The 17,190-nt window shown below is 69.9% G+C and carries 16 protein-coding genes and 1 riboswitch; of the genes, 7 read left to right on the forward strand and 9 right to left on the reverse strand.

The window, feature by feature from the left end; all coding sequences use genetic code 11:
- The first annotated feature begins 92 nt into the window (after positions 1-92).
- The 6 genes from ACFWPS_RS22200 to ACFWPS_RS22225 all read left to right on the forward strand — a co-directional run bounded on the left by ACFWPS_RS22200 (position 93) and on the right by ACFWPS_RS22225 (position 7,216).
- Positions 93-857: a GntR family transcriptional regulator gene (locus ACFWPS_RS22200; RefSeq protein WP_089098851.1), complete on the forward strand. Its 765-nt coding sequence runs from the start codon at positions 93-95 to the stop codon at positions 855-857.
- 174 nt (positions 858-1,031) lie between these two features.
- Positions 1,032-1,307, forward strand: coding sequence for a DUF3311 domain-containing protein (locus tag ACFWPS_RS22205; RefSeq protein ID WP_383707655.1), 276 nt, complete (start codon positions 1,032-1,034; stop codon positions 1,305-1,307).
- Positions 1,304-2,914: a monocarboxylate uptake permease MctP gene (gene mctP, locus ACFWPS_RS22210; protein WP_383707657.1), complete on the forward strand. Its 1,611-nt coding sequence runs from the start codon at positions 1,304-1,306 to the stop codon at positions 2,912-2,914. Before ACFWPS_RS22205 ends, mctP begins: the two co-directional genes overlap by 4 nt.
- A gap of 110 nt (positions 2,915-3,024) precedes the next feature.
- Positions 3,025-3,531, forward strand: a complete 507-nt coding sequence (locus ACFWPS_RS22215) for a GNAT family N-acetyltransferase (protein WP_383707659.1) — start codon at positions 3,025-3,027, stop codon at positions 3,529-3,531.
- A gap of 45 nt (positions 3,532-3,576) precedes the next feature.
- Positions 3,577-3,709, forward strand: a riboswitch (cobalamin riboswitch).
- 124 nt (positions 3,710-3,833) lie between these two features.
- Entirely contained in the window at positions 3,834-6,203 is a 2,370-nt protein-coding gene (locus ACFWPS_RS22220) for a ribonucleoside-diphosphate reductase subunit alpha (protein WP_383707661.1), read from the forward strand.
- Positions 6,203-7,216, forward strand: coding sequence for a ribonucleotide-diphosphate reductase subunit beta (locus ACFWPS_RS22225; protein ID WP_383707663.1), 1,014 nt, complete (start codon positions 6,203-6,205; stop codon positions 7,214-7,216). The genes ACFWPS_RS22220 and ACFWPS_RS22225 overlap by 1 nt, the downstream gene beginning before the upstream one ends.
- Here the strand turns inward: ACFWPS_RS22225 and ACFWPS_RS22230 are convergent.
- Positions 7,129-7,371, reverse strand: coding sequence for a hypothetical protein (locus ACFWPS_RS22230; RefSeq protein WP_383707665.1), 243 nt, complete (start codon positions 7,369-7,371; stop codon positions 7,129-7,131). The two genes, ACFWPS_RS22225 and ACFWPS_RS22230, sit on opposite strands and share 88 nt — an antisense overlap.
- Before the next feature lie 93 nt (positions 7,372-7,464).
- On the opposite strand from ACFWPS_RS22230, the gene ACFWPS_RS22235 reads away from it, so the two are divergent.
- On the forward strand, positions 7,465-8,430 hold the full coding sequence (locus tag ACFWPS_RS22235; protein ID WP_383707667.1) for a helix-turn-helix domain-containing protein: 966 nt from the start codon (positions 7,465-7,467) through the stop codon (positions 8,428-8,430).
- 39 nt (positions 8,431-8,469) lie between these two features.
- On the opposite strand, the gene ACFWPS_RS22240 is transcribed toward ACFWPS_RS22235, so the two are convergent.
- The 8 genes from ACFWPS_RS22240 to sigR all read right to left on the reverse strand — a co-directional run bounded on the left by ACFWPS_RS22240 (position 8,470) and on the right by sigR (position 17,050).
- Positions 8,470-9,849, reverse strand: a complete 1,380-nt coding sequence (locus tag ACFWPS_RS22240) for a cytochrome P450 (RefSeq protein ID WP_383707669.1) — start codon at positions 9,847-9,849, stop codon at positions 8,470-8,472.
- Complete coding sequence (gene cyc1 / locus ACFWPS_RS22245) at positions 9,846-10,931, reverse strand: epi-isozizaene synthase (protein ID WP_383707786.1); 1,086 nt, start codon at positions 10,929-10,931, stop codon at positions 9,846-9,848. Before cyc1 ends, ACFWPS_RS22240 begins: the two co-directional genes overlap by 4 nt.
- A gap of 295 nt (positions 10,932-11,226) precedes the next feature.
- Positions 11,227-11,877 carry a peptide deformylase gene (gene def / locus ACFWPS_RS22250; RefSeq protein WP_383707671.1) on the reverse strand — a complete coding sequence of 217 codons (651 nt, stop codon included), beginning with the start codon at positions 11,875-11,877 and terminating at the stop codon, positions 11,227-11,229.
- Positions 11,878-12,033: 156 nt separating this feature from the next.
- On the reverse strand, positions 12,034-13,014 hold the full coding sequence (locus ACFWPS_RS22255) for a hypothetical protein (RefSeq protein ID WP_361290439.1): 981 nt from the start codon (positions 13,012-13,014) through the stop codon (positions 12,034-12,036).
- Between the two features lie 114 nt (positions 13,015-13,128).
- Entirely contained in the window at positions 13,129-14,460 is a 1,332-nt protein-coding gene (locus tag ACFWPS_RS22260; RefSeq protein ID WP_383707673.1) for an HD-GYP domain-containing protein, read from the reverse strand.
- Positions 14,460-15,905, reverse strand: a complete 1,446-nt coding sequence (locus ACFWPS_RS22265; RefSeq protein WP_383707675.1) for an HD-GYP domain-containing protein — start codon at positions 15,903-15,905, stop codon at positions 14,460-14,462. Before ACFWPS_RS22265 ends, ACFWPS_RS22260 begins: the two co-directional genes overlap by 1 nt.
- 138 nt (positions 15,906-16,043) lie before the next feature.
- Positions 16,044-16,370 (reverse strand): mycothiol system anti-sigma-R factor, encoded by a 327-nt coding sequence (rsrA, locus tag ACFWPS_RS22270; RefSeq protein WP_383707677.1) that lies wholly within the window; start codon positions 16,368-16,370, stop codon positions 16,044-16,046.
- A complete protein-coding gene (sigR, locus tag ACFWPS_RS22275) occupies positions 16,367-17,050 on the reverse strand; it encodes an RNA polymerase sigma factor SigR (protein ID WP_189267612.1) in 684 nt (227 codons plus the stop codon). The genes rsrA and sigR overlap by 4 nt, the downstream gene beginning before the upstream one ends.
- Positions 17,051-17,190: the final 140 nt, after the last annotated feature.

A 17,190-nucleotide genomic window follows, 5' to 3' on the forward strand; every position in this document is an offset into this window, starting at 1 on the left:
GTATACAGAAGGGATCACGCAGCGTGCAGGGGAAATCCCGGTACGCTGCCGTGCCACGTGGCGAGCAGTACCAGTAGCCGGGAAGGCGGAGCATGAGCACCGACGTCAGCAGTGCGGAGAACGAGAGCGGGACAGCCGTCCGTACCGCGCGTGTGCCCAAGTACTACCGCCTGAAGAAGCACCTGCTCGAAATGACCGAGACACAGGCCCCCGGCACCCCGGTCCCGCCCGAGCGCACCCTGGCCGCCGAGTTCGACACCTCCCGCACCACCGTCCGCCAGGCCCTCCAGGAGCTGGTCGTCGAGGGCCGCCTGGAACGCATCCAGGGCAAGGGCACCTTCGTCGCCAAGCCCAAGGTCTCCCAGGCGCTCCAGCTCACCTCGTACACCGAGGACATGCGCGCCCAGGGCCTGGAGCCGACCTCGCAACTGCTGGACATCGGCTACATCACCGCCGACGACCGGCTCGCCGGCCTGCTCGACATAACGGCGGGTGGGCGGGTGCTGCGCATCGAGCGGCTGCGCATGGCCAACGGCGAGCCGATGGCGATCGAGACCACGCACCTCAGCGCGAAGCGCTTCCCGGCCCTGCGCCGCTCCCTCGTCAAGTACACGTCCCTGTACACCGCCCTCGCCGAGGTGTACGACGTCCATCTCGCCGAGGCCGAGGAGACCATCGAGACCTCCCTCGCGACCCCGCGCGAGGCCGGCCTGCTCGGCACCGACGTGGGTCTGCCGATGCTGATGCTCTCCCGCCACTCCCTGGACCGCGAGGGCCAGCCGGTGGAATGGGTGCGCTCGGTGTACCGCGGCGACCGCTACAAGTTCGTGGCGCGACTCAAGCGACCCCAGGACTGAGGCCGTTCACACCCCGCCCCTCCTGACGGCTCATCACGCTTCTCCACCAAATCGACATGCCGATATGCGGATGCGGTCTTCCACTGACCTCACGGGTTCGCCATGATTGCCTGCGCATTACACAGGTGAACAACGGTGATCGCCGTGCGGTCAGTGAGGGGACGGAGCCGCGAGATGTCAGATGCGTCCGATGTGACCAAAGCGGCGGTGGTGACGCCTGTGCGCGTCGCCATCGCCCTCTGCCTGATAACGCCCTTCGTGGCGATGCTGTGGGTGGGCTCGTACGCCAAGACGGACCCGGTGTTCATCGGGATCCCGTTCTTCTACTGGTACCAGATGCTGTGGGTGCTGCTCTCCACCGCGCTGACCATGACCGCGTACCAGCTGTGGCAGCGTGACCAGCGCAGCCGCAAGGCCGCCAGCAGCGCGGACGGGGGTGCGGCGAAGTGAAGGACGGTGTGAACGGCGTCGCGCTCGGCGTCTTCATCTTCTTCTTCCTGGCCGTCACGGCCATCGGCTTCCTGGCCGCGCGCTGGCGCAAGGCCGAGAACGAGCACTCGCTCGACGAATGGGGCCTCGGCGGCCGGTCGTTCGGAACCTGGATCACCTGGTTCCTGCTCGGCGGCGACCTGTACACGGCCTACACCTTCGTCGCCGTACCGGCGGCGATCTACGCGGCGGGCGCGGCCGGCTTCTTCGCGGTGCCGTACACGATCCTGGTCTACCCGCTGATCTTCACGTTCCTGCCCCGCCTGTGGTCGGTCTCCCACAAGCACGGCTACGTGACGACCTCGGACTTCGTGCGCGGCCGCTTCGGCTCGCGGGGCCTCTCGCTCGCCGTCGCCCTGACCGGCATCCTGGCAACGATGCCATACATCGCGCTGCAGCTCGTGGGCATCCAGGCGGTGCTCGACGTGATGGGCGTCGGCGGCAGCGACGGCACCAACTGGTTCCTGAAGGACCTCCCGCTCCTCATCGCCTTCGGCGTACTCGCGGCCTACACCTACTCCTCCGGCCTGCGCGCCCCCGCCCTGATCGCGTTCGTGAAGGACGCGCTGATCTACATCGTCATCGCGGTGGCGATCATCTACATCCCGATCAAGCTGGGCGGCTTCGACGACATCTTCGCCAAGGCCGGCGACAAGTTCACGGCAGCGGGAGCGGGCGGCCTCGTCCCGGCCCCGGCCGGCCAGTGGACGTACGCCACGCTGGCGCTGGGCTCCGCGCTGGCCCTGTTCATGTACCCGCACTCGATCACCGCGACGCTCTCCTCCAGGAGCCGTGACGTGATCCGCCGCAACACCACGATCCTGCCGCTGTACTCCCTGATGCTGGGCCTGCTCGCCCTGCTGGGCTTCATGGCCATCGCGGCCGGCGTCAAGGTCACCAACGGCCAGCTGGCCATCCCCCAGCTGTTCGAGAACATGTTCCCGGACTGGTTCGCCGGGGTCGCCTTCGCCGCGATCGGCATCGGCGCCCTGGTCCCCGCGGCCATCATGTCCATCGCGGCCGCGAACCTCTTCACCCGCAACATCTACCGGGACTTCATCAAGCCGGACGCCACGCCGAAGCAGGAGGCCCAGGTCTCCAAGCTGGTGTCCCTGCTGGTGAAGGTCGGCGCGCTGGTCTTCGTCCTCACCATGGACAAGACGGTCGCCATCAACTTCCAGCTCCTCGGCGGCATCTGGATCCTCCAGACCTTCCCCGCCCTGGTCGGCGGCCTGTTCACCCGCTGGTTCCACCGCTGGGCCCTGCTGGCGGGCTGGGCGGTCGGCATGGTCTACGGCACGGCCGCCGCGTACGGCGTGGCCTCCCCCACCCAGCAGCACTTCGGCGGCTCCTCCAAGGAGATCCCCGGCATCGGCGAGATCGGCTACATCGGCCTGACGGCGTTCGTGCTGAACGTCGCGGTCACGGTGGTCCTGACCTTCGCCCTCAAGGCCCTCAAGGCCCCCGAGGGCATCGACCAGACCAGCCCGGAGGACTACACGGCAGACGCCGGCGACCCGGACGTGGAGGTGGAACTCCCGCCAGCCGTTGCAGGTAGCGCCCACTGAAGCGCCCCGTCAGGGGCGCGGGGAACTGCGCGAGCAACCCACCACAACCCGCAGCGGGCCACCGAGAAATTCCACCCTCGGCGGCCCGCTGGTCGTACACACTCACCGGCATGGACATCGTCATCCGGGAAGCCCGTCCCACCGAGTACGAACCCCTCGGTGAAATCACCGCCCAGGCCTACCTCCGGGACGGCCTCCTGGACTTCGGCGAGAGCGACTCGTATCTCACCGAACTCAAGGACGTGGCAAAGCGGGCAGCCGCGGCCACCGTTCTCGTCGCCGTCCACGGCACCACCCTCCTCGGCGGTGTCACCTTCGTCCCCGGCCCCGGCCCGATGGCCGACCTCGCCACCCCCGGAGAGGCCGAGATCCGCATGCTCGCCGTCGGCCGGGCCGCCCGCGGCCAGGGCGCCGGCGAGGCCCTCGCACGCACCTGCATCGACCGCGCACGGACCGTCCAGGGCTGCACGGCCGTCGTCCTGTCGACCCAGCGAAGCATGCACACCGCCCACCGCATCTACGAACGCCTGGGTTTCGTCCGCACACCCGACCGGGACTGGAATCCCGTGCCGCACCTGGACGACATCACTCTCCTCACCTACGAGTTGACACTCTGACACCGCCGCGACACAACATCTGGGGGTGACACGACAACCCGGCACTAGATGTATGCTCATGCTCGCTGTCGCCGCAGGGGAATCCGGTGCGAATCCGGAACTGTCCCGCAACGGTGTACTTGTGCATGTTCGTGCACAGGAGTCAGTCCGAGGACCTGCCGACAGCACGCCCAGCCACCCGGCGAGGGCGTTCTGACGTCCGGGCCTCGTGGAGTGGGCCGGGGTCTCGACGCGTGCCCACGTGCGCTCGTGCTGCCCTCTGCCCTCCGCCAGGCCCCGAGCCCAGCGAGGGAGAGCCCCACGTGACCATCGCGCCAGCCGAACCGGCTTCAGCGACCAGCTCTGTGGAATCCGTGGCAGACGACGGTCCCGGTACCGCGCTGCTGCGGACCCTGACCGAGCTGACCGCCGACCTCCCCGACGCCGACCCCGGCCGGGTCGCCGCCGCCGCGTTGCGCGGCCGGTCGGCGCGGGCCGACGAGGCGGAGTTGCGCGAGCTGGCCACCGAGGCCGCCGCCGGTCTCATCTCCGAGGACCCCGCCTACTCCAGGCTCGCCGCCCGGCTGCTGACGATCTCCGTCCGTGCCGAGGCCGCCTCGCAGGGCGTTACGTCCTTCACCGAGTCCGTCGCCGTGGGGCACCGGGAGGGGCTCATCGCCGACCGCACCGCCGAGTTCGTACGGCTGCACGCCCGGCGCCTCGACACGCTCGTCGACCCGGCCGCCGACGACCGCTTCGGCTACTTCGGCCTGCGCACCCTGCACAGCCGGTACCTGCTCCGGCACCCGATCACCCGCAAGGTCATCGAGACCCCCCAGCACTTCCTGCTCCGGGTCGCCGCCGGTCTCGCCGAGGACGACACCGCCAGGTCGGTGGACGAAGTAGCCGCGCTCCACGGCCTGATGAGCCGCCTCGACTACCTCCCGTCCTCCCCCACCCTCTTCAACTCCGGCACCCGGCACCCCCAGATGTCGTCCTGCTACCTCCTCGACTCCCCCAAGGACGAGCTGGACTCCATCTACGACCGCTACCACCAGGTCGCCCGGCTCTCGAAGCACGCCGGCGGCATCGGGCTTTCGTACAGCCGCATCCGCTCCCGCGGGTCCCTCATCCGCGGCACCAACGGGCACTCCAACGGCATCGTGCCGTTCCTGAAGACCCTCGACGCCTCGGTCGCCGCCGTGAACCAGGGCGGCCGGCGCAAGGGCGCGGCCGCGGTCTACCTGGAGACCTGGCACTCCGACATCGAGGAGTTCCTGGAGCTGCGCGACAACACCGGTGAGGACGCCCGCCGTACGCACAACCTGAACCTCGCGCACTGGGTGCCGGACGAGTTCATGCGCCGGGTGAACGCCGACGAGCCGTGGTCGCTGTTCTCCCCCGCCGACGTGCCGGAGCTGGTGGACCTGTGGGGCGCCGAGTTCGACGCGGCCTACCGGGCGGCGGAGGACAAGGGCCTCGCGCGCAAGACCATCCCGGCCCGTGACCTGTACGGCCGGATGATGCGTACCCTCGCGCAGACCGGCAACGGCTGGATGACCTTCAAGGACGCGGCCAACCGCACCGCGAACCAGACGGCCCTGCCCGGTCACGTCATCCACTCCTCCAACCTCTGCACGGAGATCCTGGAGGTCACGGACGACGGCGAGACGGCGGTCTGCAACCTCGGTTCGGTCAACCTCGGAGCCTTCGTCGACACGGCGAGCGGTGACATCGACTGGGAGCGGCTGGACGAGACCGTCCGCACCGCCGTCACCTTCCTCGACCGGGTCGTCGACATCAACTTCTACCCGACCGAGCAGGCGGGCCGCTCGAACGCCAGGTGGCGGCCGGTCGGCCTCGGCGCCATGGGCCTCCAGGACGTCTTCTTCAAACTGCGCCTGCCCTTCGACTCCCCCGAGGCCAAGGCCCTCTCCACCCGGATCGCCGAGCGGATCATGCTCGCGGCGTACGAGGCCTCCGCCGACCTCGCCGAGCGCAGCGGCCCGCTGCCGGCCTGGGAGAAGACCCGTACCGCGCGGGGTGTGCTGCACCCCGACCACTACGACGTCGAGTTCACCTGGCCGGAGCGCTGGGCGGCGCTGCGCGCGCGGATCGCCACGACCGGCCTGCGCAACAGCCTGCTGCTCGCCATCGCGCCGACGGCCACCATCGCGTCCATCGCCGGTGTCTACGAGTGCATCGAGCCGCAGGTCTCGAACCTCTTCAAGCGCGAGACGCTCTCCGGTGAGTTCCTCCAGGTCAACTCCTACCTGGTGCAGGACCTCAAGGACCTCGGCGTCTGGGACGCCCGCACCCGCGAGGCGCTGCGCGAGGCCAACGGCTCTGTGCAGGACTTCGTCTGGATCCCGGAGGACGTACGGCGGCTCTACCGCACGGCGTGGGAGATCCCGCAGCGCGGACTGATCGACATGGCCGCCGCCCGGACCCCGTACCTGGACCAGGCCCAGTCCCTGAACCTCTTCCTGGAGACGCCGACCATCGGCAAGCTCTCCTCGATGTACGCGTACGCCTGGAAGTCGGGCCTGAAGACGACGTACTACCTGCGCTCGCGCCCGGCGACCCGGATCGCCCGCGCGGCCCAGGCCACCCTCCCCGTGCAGCAGACGGCTCCCGAGGACGCCGTCGCCTGCTCCCTGGAAAACCCCGAGTCCTGCGAGGCCTGCCAGTGATGTCCGCCCGTAACCAGAATCTCCTCGACCCCGGCTTCGAGCTGACCCTCCGCCCCATGCGCTACCCGGACTTCTACGAGCGCTACCGGGACGCCATCAAGAACACCTGGACCGTGGAGGAGGTCGACCTCCACTCGGACGTGGCCGACCTCGCGAAGCTCACGCCCGCCGAGCAGCACATGATCGGCCGTCTGGTCGCCTTCTTCGCGACAGGCGACTCGATCGTGGCGAACAACCTGGTGCTGACGCTGTACAAGCACATCAACTCCCCGGAGGCGCGCCTGTATCTGTCGCGCCAGCTCTTCGAGGAGGCCGTGCACGTCCAGTTCTACCTGACCCTGCTGGACACCTACCTCCCCGACCCGGACGACCGCACCGCCGCGTTCGCCGCCGTGGAGAACATCCCCTCCATCCGCGAGAAGGCCGAGTTCTGCTTCAGGTGGATGGACTCGGTGGACAACCTGGACCGCCTGGAGTCCAAGGCCGACCGCCGCCGCTTCCTGCTCAACCTCATCTGCTTCGCCGCGTGCATCGAGGGCCTGTTCTTCTACGGTGCCTTCGCGTACGTCTACTGGTTCCGCAGCCGGGGGCTGCTGCACGGTCTCGCCACCGGCACCAACTGGGTGTTCCGTGACGAGACGATGCACATGAGCTTCGCGTTCGACGTCGTGGACACCGTCCGCAAGGAGGAGCCGGAGCTCTTCGACGACGAGCTCCGGCAGCAGGTCACCGACATGCTGCGGGAGGCCGTGGAGGCGGAACTGCAGTTCGGCCGGGACCTGTGCGGTGAGGGTCTGCCGGGCATGAACACCGACTCGATGCGCCAGTACCTGGAGTGCGTCGCCGACCAGCGGCTCGGCCGCCTGGGCTTCGCCCCGGTCTACGGCTCGGAGAACCCGTTCTCCTTCATGGAGCTCCAGGGCGTTCAGGAGCTGACGAACTTCTTCGAGCGCCGCCCGTCCGCGTACCAGGTGGCGGTCGAGGGCACCGTCGACCTGGACGAGGACTTCTGAGCCTCCCGCTCCCCGCGGTCCTCATGGGCCTCCCTGATCTGCCGGTCGATGCGCCGGTCGCGCACGATGCCGAGCAGGGACGGGAGGGCCATGAGGACCAGGATGCCGAGGACCAGGACCATTCCGATGAGACCTTCGATCTGGTTTCCGTTCATGGACACCACTGTGGCTCTCCAGACTCCTTACCGTCAGTGGCAGCACTGCCACACACCCTCGAATTACTGCCAGCGGCGAGGCACACTGGCAGCATGCTGACGAACGTGGCCACGGTGCTCCTCGACGGTGTGCACCCCTTCGAGCTCGGAGTGGTCTGCGAGGTCTTCGGCCTCGACCGCTCCGACGAGGGGCTGCCGGTGTACGACTTCGCGGTGGTCTCGGCGGAGGGGCCGGCACTCGGCACCCACGTGCCGGGCCTCACCGTCTCCACGCCGTACGGTCTGGACCGGCTGGAAGAGGCCGATCTGATCGCCGTTCCGGCCTCGGACACCAATCTCGCCCGGGACTACCCGCCCGAGCTGCTCGCCGCGCTGCGCCGGGCGGTGGACCGGGGGGCCAGGGTGCTCAGCGTCTGCTCCGGCGTCTTCGTGCTCGGCGCGGCCGGGCTGCTGGACGGGCGCCGGTGTGCCGTGCACTGGCGGCACGCGGACCTGCTGGCCCGCCGCTTCCCGCGGACCCGGGTGGAGCCGGACGTGCTGTACGTCGACGAGGACCCGGTGATCACCTCGGCGGGTACCTCGGCCGGCATCGACGCCTGTCTGCACATCGTGCGCAAGGAGCAGGGCCCGGAGGTCGCCGCGAAGATCGCCCGGCGGATGGTGGTGCCCCCGCACCGGGACGGCGGCCAGGCCCAGTACATCGAGCGTCCGCTGCCGGAGGGTCCCTGCGACACGGTCGGCGGGGTGCTGGCCTGGATGACGGAGCACCTCGACGAGGAGGTCACCGTCGAGCAGCTGGCCGCCCGCGCCCTGATGGCCCCGCGCACCTTCGCCCGCCGCTTCCAGCAGGAGACCGGCACCACGCCGTACCGCTGGATCCTGCGGCAACGGGTGCTGCTGGCACAGGAGTTGCTGGAGGGGACGGACGAGACGATGGACGCCATCGCGGGCCGTACCGGCTTCGGGACGGCGGCCGCGCTGCGGCACCAGTTCGTGCGGTCGCTGGGTACGACGCCGAACGCCTACCGGCGCGCGTTCCGGGGCCCTGAGGCCGCCTGAGCGCGCGCCGGTATCAGGCGTGACCCGCCGGTCGGCAGGTCACCAGGGCACGGGTGCGAGCAGCAGCCGGTGCGGGCGCAGGGTGATGCCCACCCGGGTCGTGTCGTTCGATCCTGCGACCTGTTCGAAGCGGTACCTGGCGCACAGGGCCGCCGTGATCAGGCTGAGCTGGGTCATGGAGAAGTGGTCGCTGGGGCACTTGCGGTTGCCGACGCTGAAGGGGCTCATGGCGTATTTGGGCACGTCCCCCGCCCGCTCCGGCAGCCAGCGGTCCGGGTCGAAGTCGAGGTGCCCGGCGTACGAGTGCGGGTCGCGCTGGATGGCGTAGGGGCTGTAGACGATGTCGGCCCCGGCCGGAATGCGATAGCCGCCGAGCTCGGTGTCGGCCTTGGCGCGCCGCGTCAATATCCATACGGCGGGCCGCAAACGCATCGCCTCGACGACGACATTGTTGGTGTACGTGAGCCGGCGAACGTGCTCAAAACCAACCGGCTGACCGCCCGTCACCGATTCGACCTCGGTCCGTACCTTCTCGGCGTGTTCCGGGTGTTCGGCGAGCACCTGGAGCAGCCACATGATCGTGGAGGCGACTGTTTCGCTGCCGGGGGTGAGTATCGCCACCACCTGGTCGTGGATCTCCTGTTCCCCGATGGGATCGCCATTCTCGTCCTTCGCCGCGAGCAATGCCGTCAGCAAATCGTCCGGCTTTTGACCAGATGCCCGGCGCTCGGCGACGATCTCGGCGACGAGGAGATGCAAATCGGCCAGCGCCCGGTTGAATTCGCGGTTGGCCGGCAACGGCAGCCGGTACAGCGGGCCGAGTGGTACGACCATCCGCCGGTACATACCGCGGAAGACGCTTGCGAGGTCGACGCTGAGGCGCTCGGCGCGCTCGTCCATGTACTCGCCGCGCAGCAGGCAGCGGGCGGCGATGCGGACGGCGACCCGGAAGGACTCCGCGGTGCAGTCGACAGTGGCGCCGGGCTGCCAGCGCTCGGTCAGCGCGTGCGCCTCCTCTTCCATGACCGGCCCGTAGTCCGGGATCGCGGAGAGGTTGAACGCGGGCTGGATGGTGCGGCGCTGGCGCCGGTGGCGGGGGCCGTTGGCGGTGGCCACGCCCTCCTTGCCGAGCAGTCCCTCCAGCGACTCCCACAGCGGGCCGGCGATGACGAAGTCGGGGTTCAGGGCGAGGGCGCCGGTGAGCTCCGGGGTGGTGACGGCGTACACCTCCTTGGGGCCGAGCCTGAGGCGCACCATGTCGCCGTGGGCGCGCAGTCCGGACATGAAGGCGAGCGGGTCGCGGACCAGCCGCCAGCCGTGTCCGAGGACCGGCACACCGCCGCCGGCGAGGGGCGGTACGCGCAGTTGACTGTGTTCGGAACCCTCCGCGGTCGCGGGGTTCACGGACTCGACGGTCATTTCTCACCTGCCGCTTCGTTGTTGACGTACGGGGGCGTGGACCGGTCGTCCCAGCTGTCGACCATGTAACGGCCGGATTCGTGGTGGAACCAGTAGACGGAGCTGAACCAGTTCCGCATATTGCCGACGGAGGCCGTGACGGCGGCGCCGAGTTCTTTTCCGCGCACGGTGCCGTCGTCGAGCCGATCGGCGAACCGCAGCGCGGTCCGCTCGGCGACCAGGAATTCGCGAATGCATTCCTCGACGCGTCGCCTGACTTCCTCGACGGCCTGTTCCAGGCTCATTCCCTCATGGGTGACGAGACTGATTCCGAGATTGTGCACCTCGTCGCCCGCTATTTCCTTCGGCAGCGAGCACAGGTCGTTGTACCAGGCGGCGAATTCCTGACTGAGCAGCGCCGGCCTGCGGTACGCCGGGTTCTTCCTTACCTCGTCCGGGAGTTCGGTCCCGGACGCCGTCTCCAGCAGATCAGTCCATATCCAGTGGGCGAAGGTGAGGCGCCGCAGGGCCAGGTATTCCTCGACTCCGGGAACATATCCCGACCTACGGTTGCGGAACTCGCGGTCGTAGGCCTCGACCACCGCGTGGAAGTGCCGGGCGAAGCGCTGGTTCCAGGTCACCGGCAGGAACGAGTACAGCCGCGCGACGCTGTCCGCGAACCCCGCGACCAGGGTGTCGGGGTGGTGCAGGTGGTGCAGGGGGGCATCGAGGGCCGCGTGCAGCCGGAACCGCAGCCGCCGCCAGTCGGCCGGCCTGCGGTGCACGACGTCACGGTCGTGGCGGTCGTCCCAGACGAAGAACCAGGCGCTGTAGTCGCATATCGCCTGGATGACCTCGTCGGACGCACCCAGGTAGTACCCCGCCATGAGGTCCGTGTAGCAAAGGCCGTCGGCATATTCCTGTACCTTGTCGGCCGGCATCAGCCGCTTTTCCAGCAGCCAGAGACGGGTCTTCTCCTGTAGGTGCGGCCAATACGGATGCAGTTGCCGGGGAAACTCGGCCTCGATCACCGGGAGGGCGAGTTGCGGTGGAACCGCGACCGCCGTCGGCGTCGATGTGGTGCTGCGTGGGAAAGCATGCACGAACAAACCCCTCTCAGCCGAGCCAGGTGCGCACGCCCCTCCCGCTGTGCCGGGCGTGCGCCGTTGCGTATCCCCGCAGTTCCCATTCAGCACCACAACTGACCAGTCTGGGAACGGATTTGCTTCACTCACTACCCCACAGTGCCGAGAATCTCCCCTTGTGTGACTGATTAAGGATCGTTAGGGGTGCACAAAGGATCGAATGTGCGACGCACAGACGAGCGAGTCTGGCCGAACATGACGAACGCCTGGTCGGAGGAGTCCCGACCAGGCGTCACAGCTGCCCTTCTCCGTCTCAGTCGTTGGCGACCACGGGGTAGCGTGGCTCGTTCTCGGCCATCTGTCGCAGCGCGTCCTTGCGCTCGCGCTTGGAGAGCCGGTCGATGTAGAGGTAGCCGTACAGGTGATCGGTCTCGTGCTGCAAACACCGAGCGAAGTAGCCGGTGCCGCGCACCTTGATCGGGTTGCCCTTCTCGTCCTGCCCGGTGACCTCGGCGTAGTCGGGCCGGGCGAGCGGGGCGTAGGCGGTGGGCACCGACAGGCACCCTTCGTTGCTGTCGTCCAGCCGCCGCTTGTCCGCCGGCAGGTCGACCAGCTTCGGGTTGCAGACGACACCCACGTGCCGGGCGCCCGCGTCGTCCTGGCAGTCGTAGACGAAGACCTTCAGGTCGACGCCGATCTGGTTGGCGGCGAGGCCGACACCCTCGGCGGTCCGCTGACTCGCGAACATGTCGGCGACGAGCTGCTCCAGCTCCGCCCCGAACTCGGTGACGTCCTTGCACTCCTTGTGCAGCACCGGGTTCCCGACGACGGTGATGGGCCGCGAGGTCCCCCGCTCACGCCAGGCGTTCTCGCGCTCCTCGGTCCCCTCGGTGTCGACGACGAAGCCCTCGTCATCCACGGGGAGCACGCCCACGTGCTGCTGATCGGTGTCCTGCTGGGCCATGACCGACGTAAGCCTTCCTAGGTAAAACGGGGGTGATGTTGCTGATACAGGGTACGTGGACTGCCCTGTCTTTTAGGGGCGCGGGACTGTGTGCGATATGCGGCTCCGCCGCGTGGGCGCGAGCAACCGCACACGGCCCGCAGTGATCCACCGGCCTCAGCAGACCTCTTCCAAATCCCGCCAGTCCCGAGAGTCAGGGCTGTCCGCGACCCACCCGTCCAGCAACCCCCTCACCAGCGAGGCCGGCGCAGCCACCCCGCACTCCCGCTCCGGCACCCACAGCTGCCCGTCCGTCCGATGCCCGAGCGGCCCCGGATGCCCCGGCTCACTGTGGTCGTGGGGATCGAGATGCACCCCGTCCCCCTCGTCGGACGGCATCCGCGACTCCGAGCACATCCGGCACAGCAACCGCACCGAAGAGGACCAGTCCTCCGCCGCGAACCCGGCATCACCGGCCAGCTGCTCCAACGCGTCCCGGTCCGCCTCGGTCGCCGCCTCCAGCAGCACCACCCACGTCGGCACCGGCGACGGCGCCCACAGCTCGATCTCGTCGAAGACGGGGTACGCGTGCCCGGTCGCCGTGGTCCGCTCGCCGTGCGGCACCCCGTCGTGGAGGACGACCTCGCCCCAGCGCCGCCCGGACGAGGGAAGCGGAATGGACTGCACCTCGATCCGGGCGGGGTCCAGCCGCCGCCCCCACACCACCTCGGCCTCCCCCTCCGGGGACAGCCGCACGGCGGCACTGCCCAGGTCCATGCCGTCCGGCTCACCGGACGCGGTGGCGCCTCCCGGCACCCGCAGCCCGTACGCCTGCCAGGCCCGCCGGGCCAGCGGCCAGTCCTGCAGCGCGGTCGCCGCGATGCCCACGTTCCACCAGTCGGGCGCCCCGGTCTCCCGGTCGAGGAGGGCCACCGCGCGCAGTCCGGCCGCGCGTGCCTGCTCCCAGTCGTGCCGGAACTTGTGCAGCAGGGCGAGGTTGAACCAGGACTCCGACAGCCAGGGCTCCAGGTCGGCGGCACGTGTCAGCAGCTCGCCCGCGTCCTCGTACCGGCCGTCACCGATCAGCGTGAACGCGCGGTCGGTGGCCTGCCGCCAGGAGGCGGAGGGCCGGTGCCGTCCCTTGCCGAAGATCCTCACGATTCCCGCCTGCCAGTTCCATTTCCGCACCTTGGGCTGGCTTGTGCCCCCGGACATCACCCTCTCCCTCGCATCCAACCACGTACGACGGGAGGGCCGCTCATTACCCATGGGTTACCCAGCCGCGCGCAAGGTCAGACAGTCCCTGGAGAGCACGCGGGCCAGCGACTCCACGACCTCGGGAGCGTAGTCCCCGGCAGTGGCCAGGCGTAACTCCTCCAGCGCCGTCAACGGCCCGCCGGGCCCGGAATCCCGGGTCTTCTCCTCGTACGCGTTGACGGCCCGCACGATCCGCGCGGCGACCGGCTGCTCCCGGTACGGGTCGGCCTGCCGCTCCACGACCACGGCGACCGCCGCGTCCACCCCGGTCTGCCGTACGACGGCTCCGCCGAGCAGGGCTATCCGTCGCTGCTCCGCCGTCGGCAGCCCGGCGGTGGCCCCGGCGGGCACCGGGTCGACGAGACTGAGCTGGCCGATGTCGTGCATCAGCGCCGCGTACTCCAGCACGGTGAGCTCCGCTTGGGACAGCCCCAGGTCCCGCCCGACGGCCTGGCTCAGCGTGGCCACCCGGCGGGCGTGCCCGGCCGGGGTGTACCCCGCTATCTCGGTGGCGCGGGCGAGGGAGGCGATGGTCTGCCGGTAGGTGGCCCGGACGGCCGCGTACCGCCGCAGCGACAGCTGGGTGAGGAGCAGGGGCAGACAGAAGACGGGCAGCGCCCACAGCCCCACGACGGCGACGGCCAGCGCCATCACCGCTCCGGTGGCGCAGACGGCGGACCCGATGCCGAGCAGCCCGCGCAGCTCGTCGCGCAGCAGCGGCCCGAACGGCCACCCCGTGCGGGAGTGGGCCTGCCCGGCGGCGAGCACGGCGTCGCACAGCGCGGTGAGCACGAGCAGCGCGACCAGCAGCAGCGCGTACGCCGGTCCGCCCCACTGCTCCAACACGCCCCTGCTGTAGAGGGGTTGGAAGCAGACGGCGGCGAAGCCGACGGTGAGGACGCGGCGGGCGAGGTGGTCGAGGGTGGGCCGTCGCCCACTGGCTATGTGCGGGACGTTCCCCAGCAGCGAGGCCGCGCAGACGACGGTGACGACCTGGAAGGCCCCGTCGTGGGTGGCCATCCCGGCATCGGCGCCGAGCAGGGCGTACGCGAGCCCGCCGGCGGCCCCGAGCGGGGCGGCCTCCCGCACCTCGGCGCCGGTCCACCGGGCCCACTCCCCGACGCCGACGAGCACGCCGAAGGCGACGGCGACACCGCGGTCGTCGAGGCCCTGCCAGAGGGTGCCGGCGAGACAGCCGAGGGCGAGGAGCAGGGCGGCGAGACGGATGCACCCGAGCGCGGCGGGACGACGGAAGCCGAGTCCCGGGGCCGGACCGGCGGAGCCACCGCCCGTCTGTGCGGAGCCGCCGCCGGCCTGTCCCGGGGCGAACGCCGGCTCACCGGGCATCACAGGGCACCCCGCCCGACGCTTTCGCGGTCACCGCCCGGCGGACCGGAGACGGCCCGGTCGGACGGATCGGCCTGGTGGGACGGATCGGCCTGGTCGGTCGGCTCAGCCTGGTCGGTCGGCTCGGTCGGCTCGGTCGGGTCGGGCGGCTCGGTCGGGTCGGGCGGCTCGGTCGGGTCGGTCGGGTCGGTCGGGTGGACGTCCGCGGTGACCGCGGGGTGCCAGCCTTGTCTGGCCAGCGCTCGCGCCAGGGCGTCGACGACCCCCGCGTCGAAGTGCCGTCCGGCGCACCGCCGTAACTCCGTCACCGCGGCGGCCACCGGCCGGGCCCGGCTGTAGGAGCGGGTCGACGTCATCGCGTCGAAGGCGTCGGCGACGGCGACCACGCGGGCGGATTCCGGGATCTGGGTGCCCACCAGTCCGTAGGGGTAGCCGCTGCCGTCGATGCGCTCGTGGTGGTGGAGGATCGCCGCGCGGGCCTCGCCGAGGAAGGAGATCCCGCGCACCATCTCGTGGCCGTACTCGGGGTGCAGTTCGATGATCCGCCGTTCCTCCGGGGTGAGCGGCCCGTTCTTGCGGAGCAGCCGGGTGGGCACGCCCAGCTTTCCCACGTCGTGGAGGATGCCGGCGAAACGGAGCACCTCCACCCGGTCGTCGTCCATGCCCAGCTCGCGCGCGATCATCACGGAGGCCTGTCCGACCCGCTCGCTGTGCCCGCGGGTGTACCCGTCCTTGATGTCGACGGCCTGGACGAGCGCCCGGATGGTGGCCTGGTGGGCGGCGCGCTCCCGGTGGTACTGGGCGAACACCCACCAGGACACGCACATCGGCAGCAGGACGAGCAGCGCGGCGACGGGACCGTAGGGGCTGCGCCAGAGCACGGCCATCATCAGCCCGGCCAGCCCGTGCACCCCGACCGGGGCGAGGGAGCGGGACAGCAGACCGCGCCAGGCCCGGCGTACCGGGACTCTCTCGGCCACGGTGAGGATCCCGCCGTCCAGCACGGCGAGAACCGCGCAGAAGGCCAGCACGGCCGCGCCGCAGGGCAGCAGCGCGTACGGGAAGTCGGAGTCCACCACCGCGTCCCGCCCGCCCAGCGCCCAGTGCACGCGCCCCGCGCCCCACACGGCGAGCGCCAGCTCGGCGGCCCGCCAGGTCCGGCGCAGCGCCTGCGGCCGTTGCTCCGCGCGTGAGAGCAACGCACCCGGCAGCGGTACGAGCGCCGCGGCCGGCGGAGGCAGCAGGAAGGCGGCGGCGAGCAGCACCGGGTAGAAGGTGCCGCCGAGACGGCGCCGTACGACGTGTTCGCAGGCCGCGTACAGCGCAGCGAGGAGCGCGACGGCCCACCACGGCGTATGTACGCCCGGCAGGGGCAGTACACAGAGCAGTGCGGCGAGGGCGACACAGGTCACGTACGCCCGCACCCGTGCCGGAACCGCCTCCATCTCGCCCCTCCCCCGACCATGCCTGTCCAGGCTCCGGAGCCTAGGGCGGGAGCTGGAGGGTCCGGGGGCTTATGACCGGAGGATTAGCACGTTCGGGTGACGGGACACCGGGGCGGGAACGGCTCGGCGCCGCCGCGGTCAACTCTCCGGCGCGACCGGAGTGACCTGTACGGCCGGGGCAACGGTGACGTCGTGTTCCGGGACGGTCTGGCCCGAGCGGATCAGATCCAGCCGCCCGAGCACCTTGGCCCGCAGGTCGCTGGGCACGTCGTCATGCCCGCAGCACCGCTTGACCAGCTTCTTCACGGCCTGCTCCAGCCCGTACTTCTCCAGGCAGGGGGAGCACTCGTCGAAGTGCTGCCTGAACTTGACGCGATCGACGTCCGGCATCTCACTGTCGAGAAACTCGTACAGATGATCGAGTACCTCACTGCAGTCCGTCTCGTGCGGCTCTCCGCAGCTCATGAGCCCGAGCCTTTCGCTTCGTTCGACTCTCCGGCACCGGCCGGGACGAGCCCGCGCTCACGCGCGTAGTCCTCCAGCATGCCGCGCAGTTGACGGCGGCCCCGGTGCAGCCGGGACATCACCGTACCGATGGGTGTCCCCATGATGTCCGCGATCTCCTTGTACGCAAAGCCCTCTACGTCGGCGAGATAGACGGCGATGCGGAATTCCTCGGGGATCGCCTGCAGCGCTTCCTTCACGTCCGAGTCGGGCAGGTGGTCGAGCGCCTGCGACTCCGCGGAGCGCAGACCGGTCGACATGTGCGACTCGGCGCGGGCGAGCTGCCAGTCCTCGATCTCCTCGGCCGCGGAGCGCTGGGGTTCGCGCTGCTTCTTGCGGTACGAGTTGATGAAGGTGTTGGTGAGAATGCGGTACAGCCAGGCCTTGAGGTTGGTGCCCTCGCGGAACTGGTGGAAGGACGCGTACGCCTTGGCGTAGGTCTCCTGCACCAGGTCCTCGGCGTCGGCCGGGTTGCGGGTCATGCGCAGCGCGGCCGAGTACATCTGGTCGAGGAATTCGAGCGCGTCCCGTTCGAAGCGCGCGGTGCGCTCCGAGGTCGACTCCGCGCTGACGCCCTGGCCCTCGGGCAGCTCCGCCTGGCCGTTGTCGGTCCCTGCGTCGGTACCGGTGACCGGACCCACCTCCTCAAGTTCCCGGGCAGGACCGAAACCGATCCCACTCGTCTCGGAGGATAGAACACGACCCGTGCCTGCCGCCGCTCGAATAGGAGCGGTCTTGGCCGCGTGCAGCACCGACCAGTCCAGGTCAACGCGGCTGTCGC

The sequence above is a fragment of the Streptomyces sp. NPDC058457 genome (assembly GCF_042720695.1).
Lineage (GTDB): Bacteria > Actinomycetota > Actinomycetes > Streptomycetales > Streptomycetaceae > Streptomyces.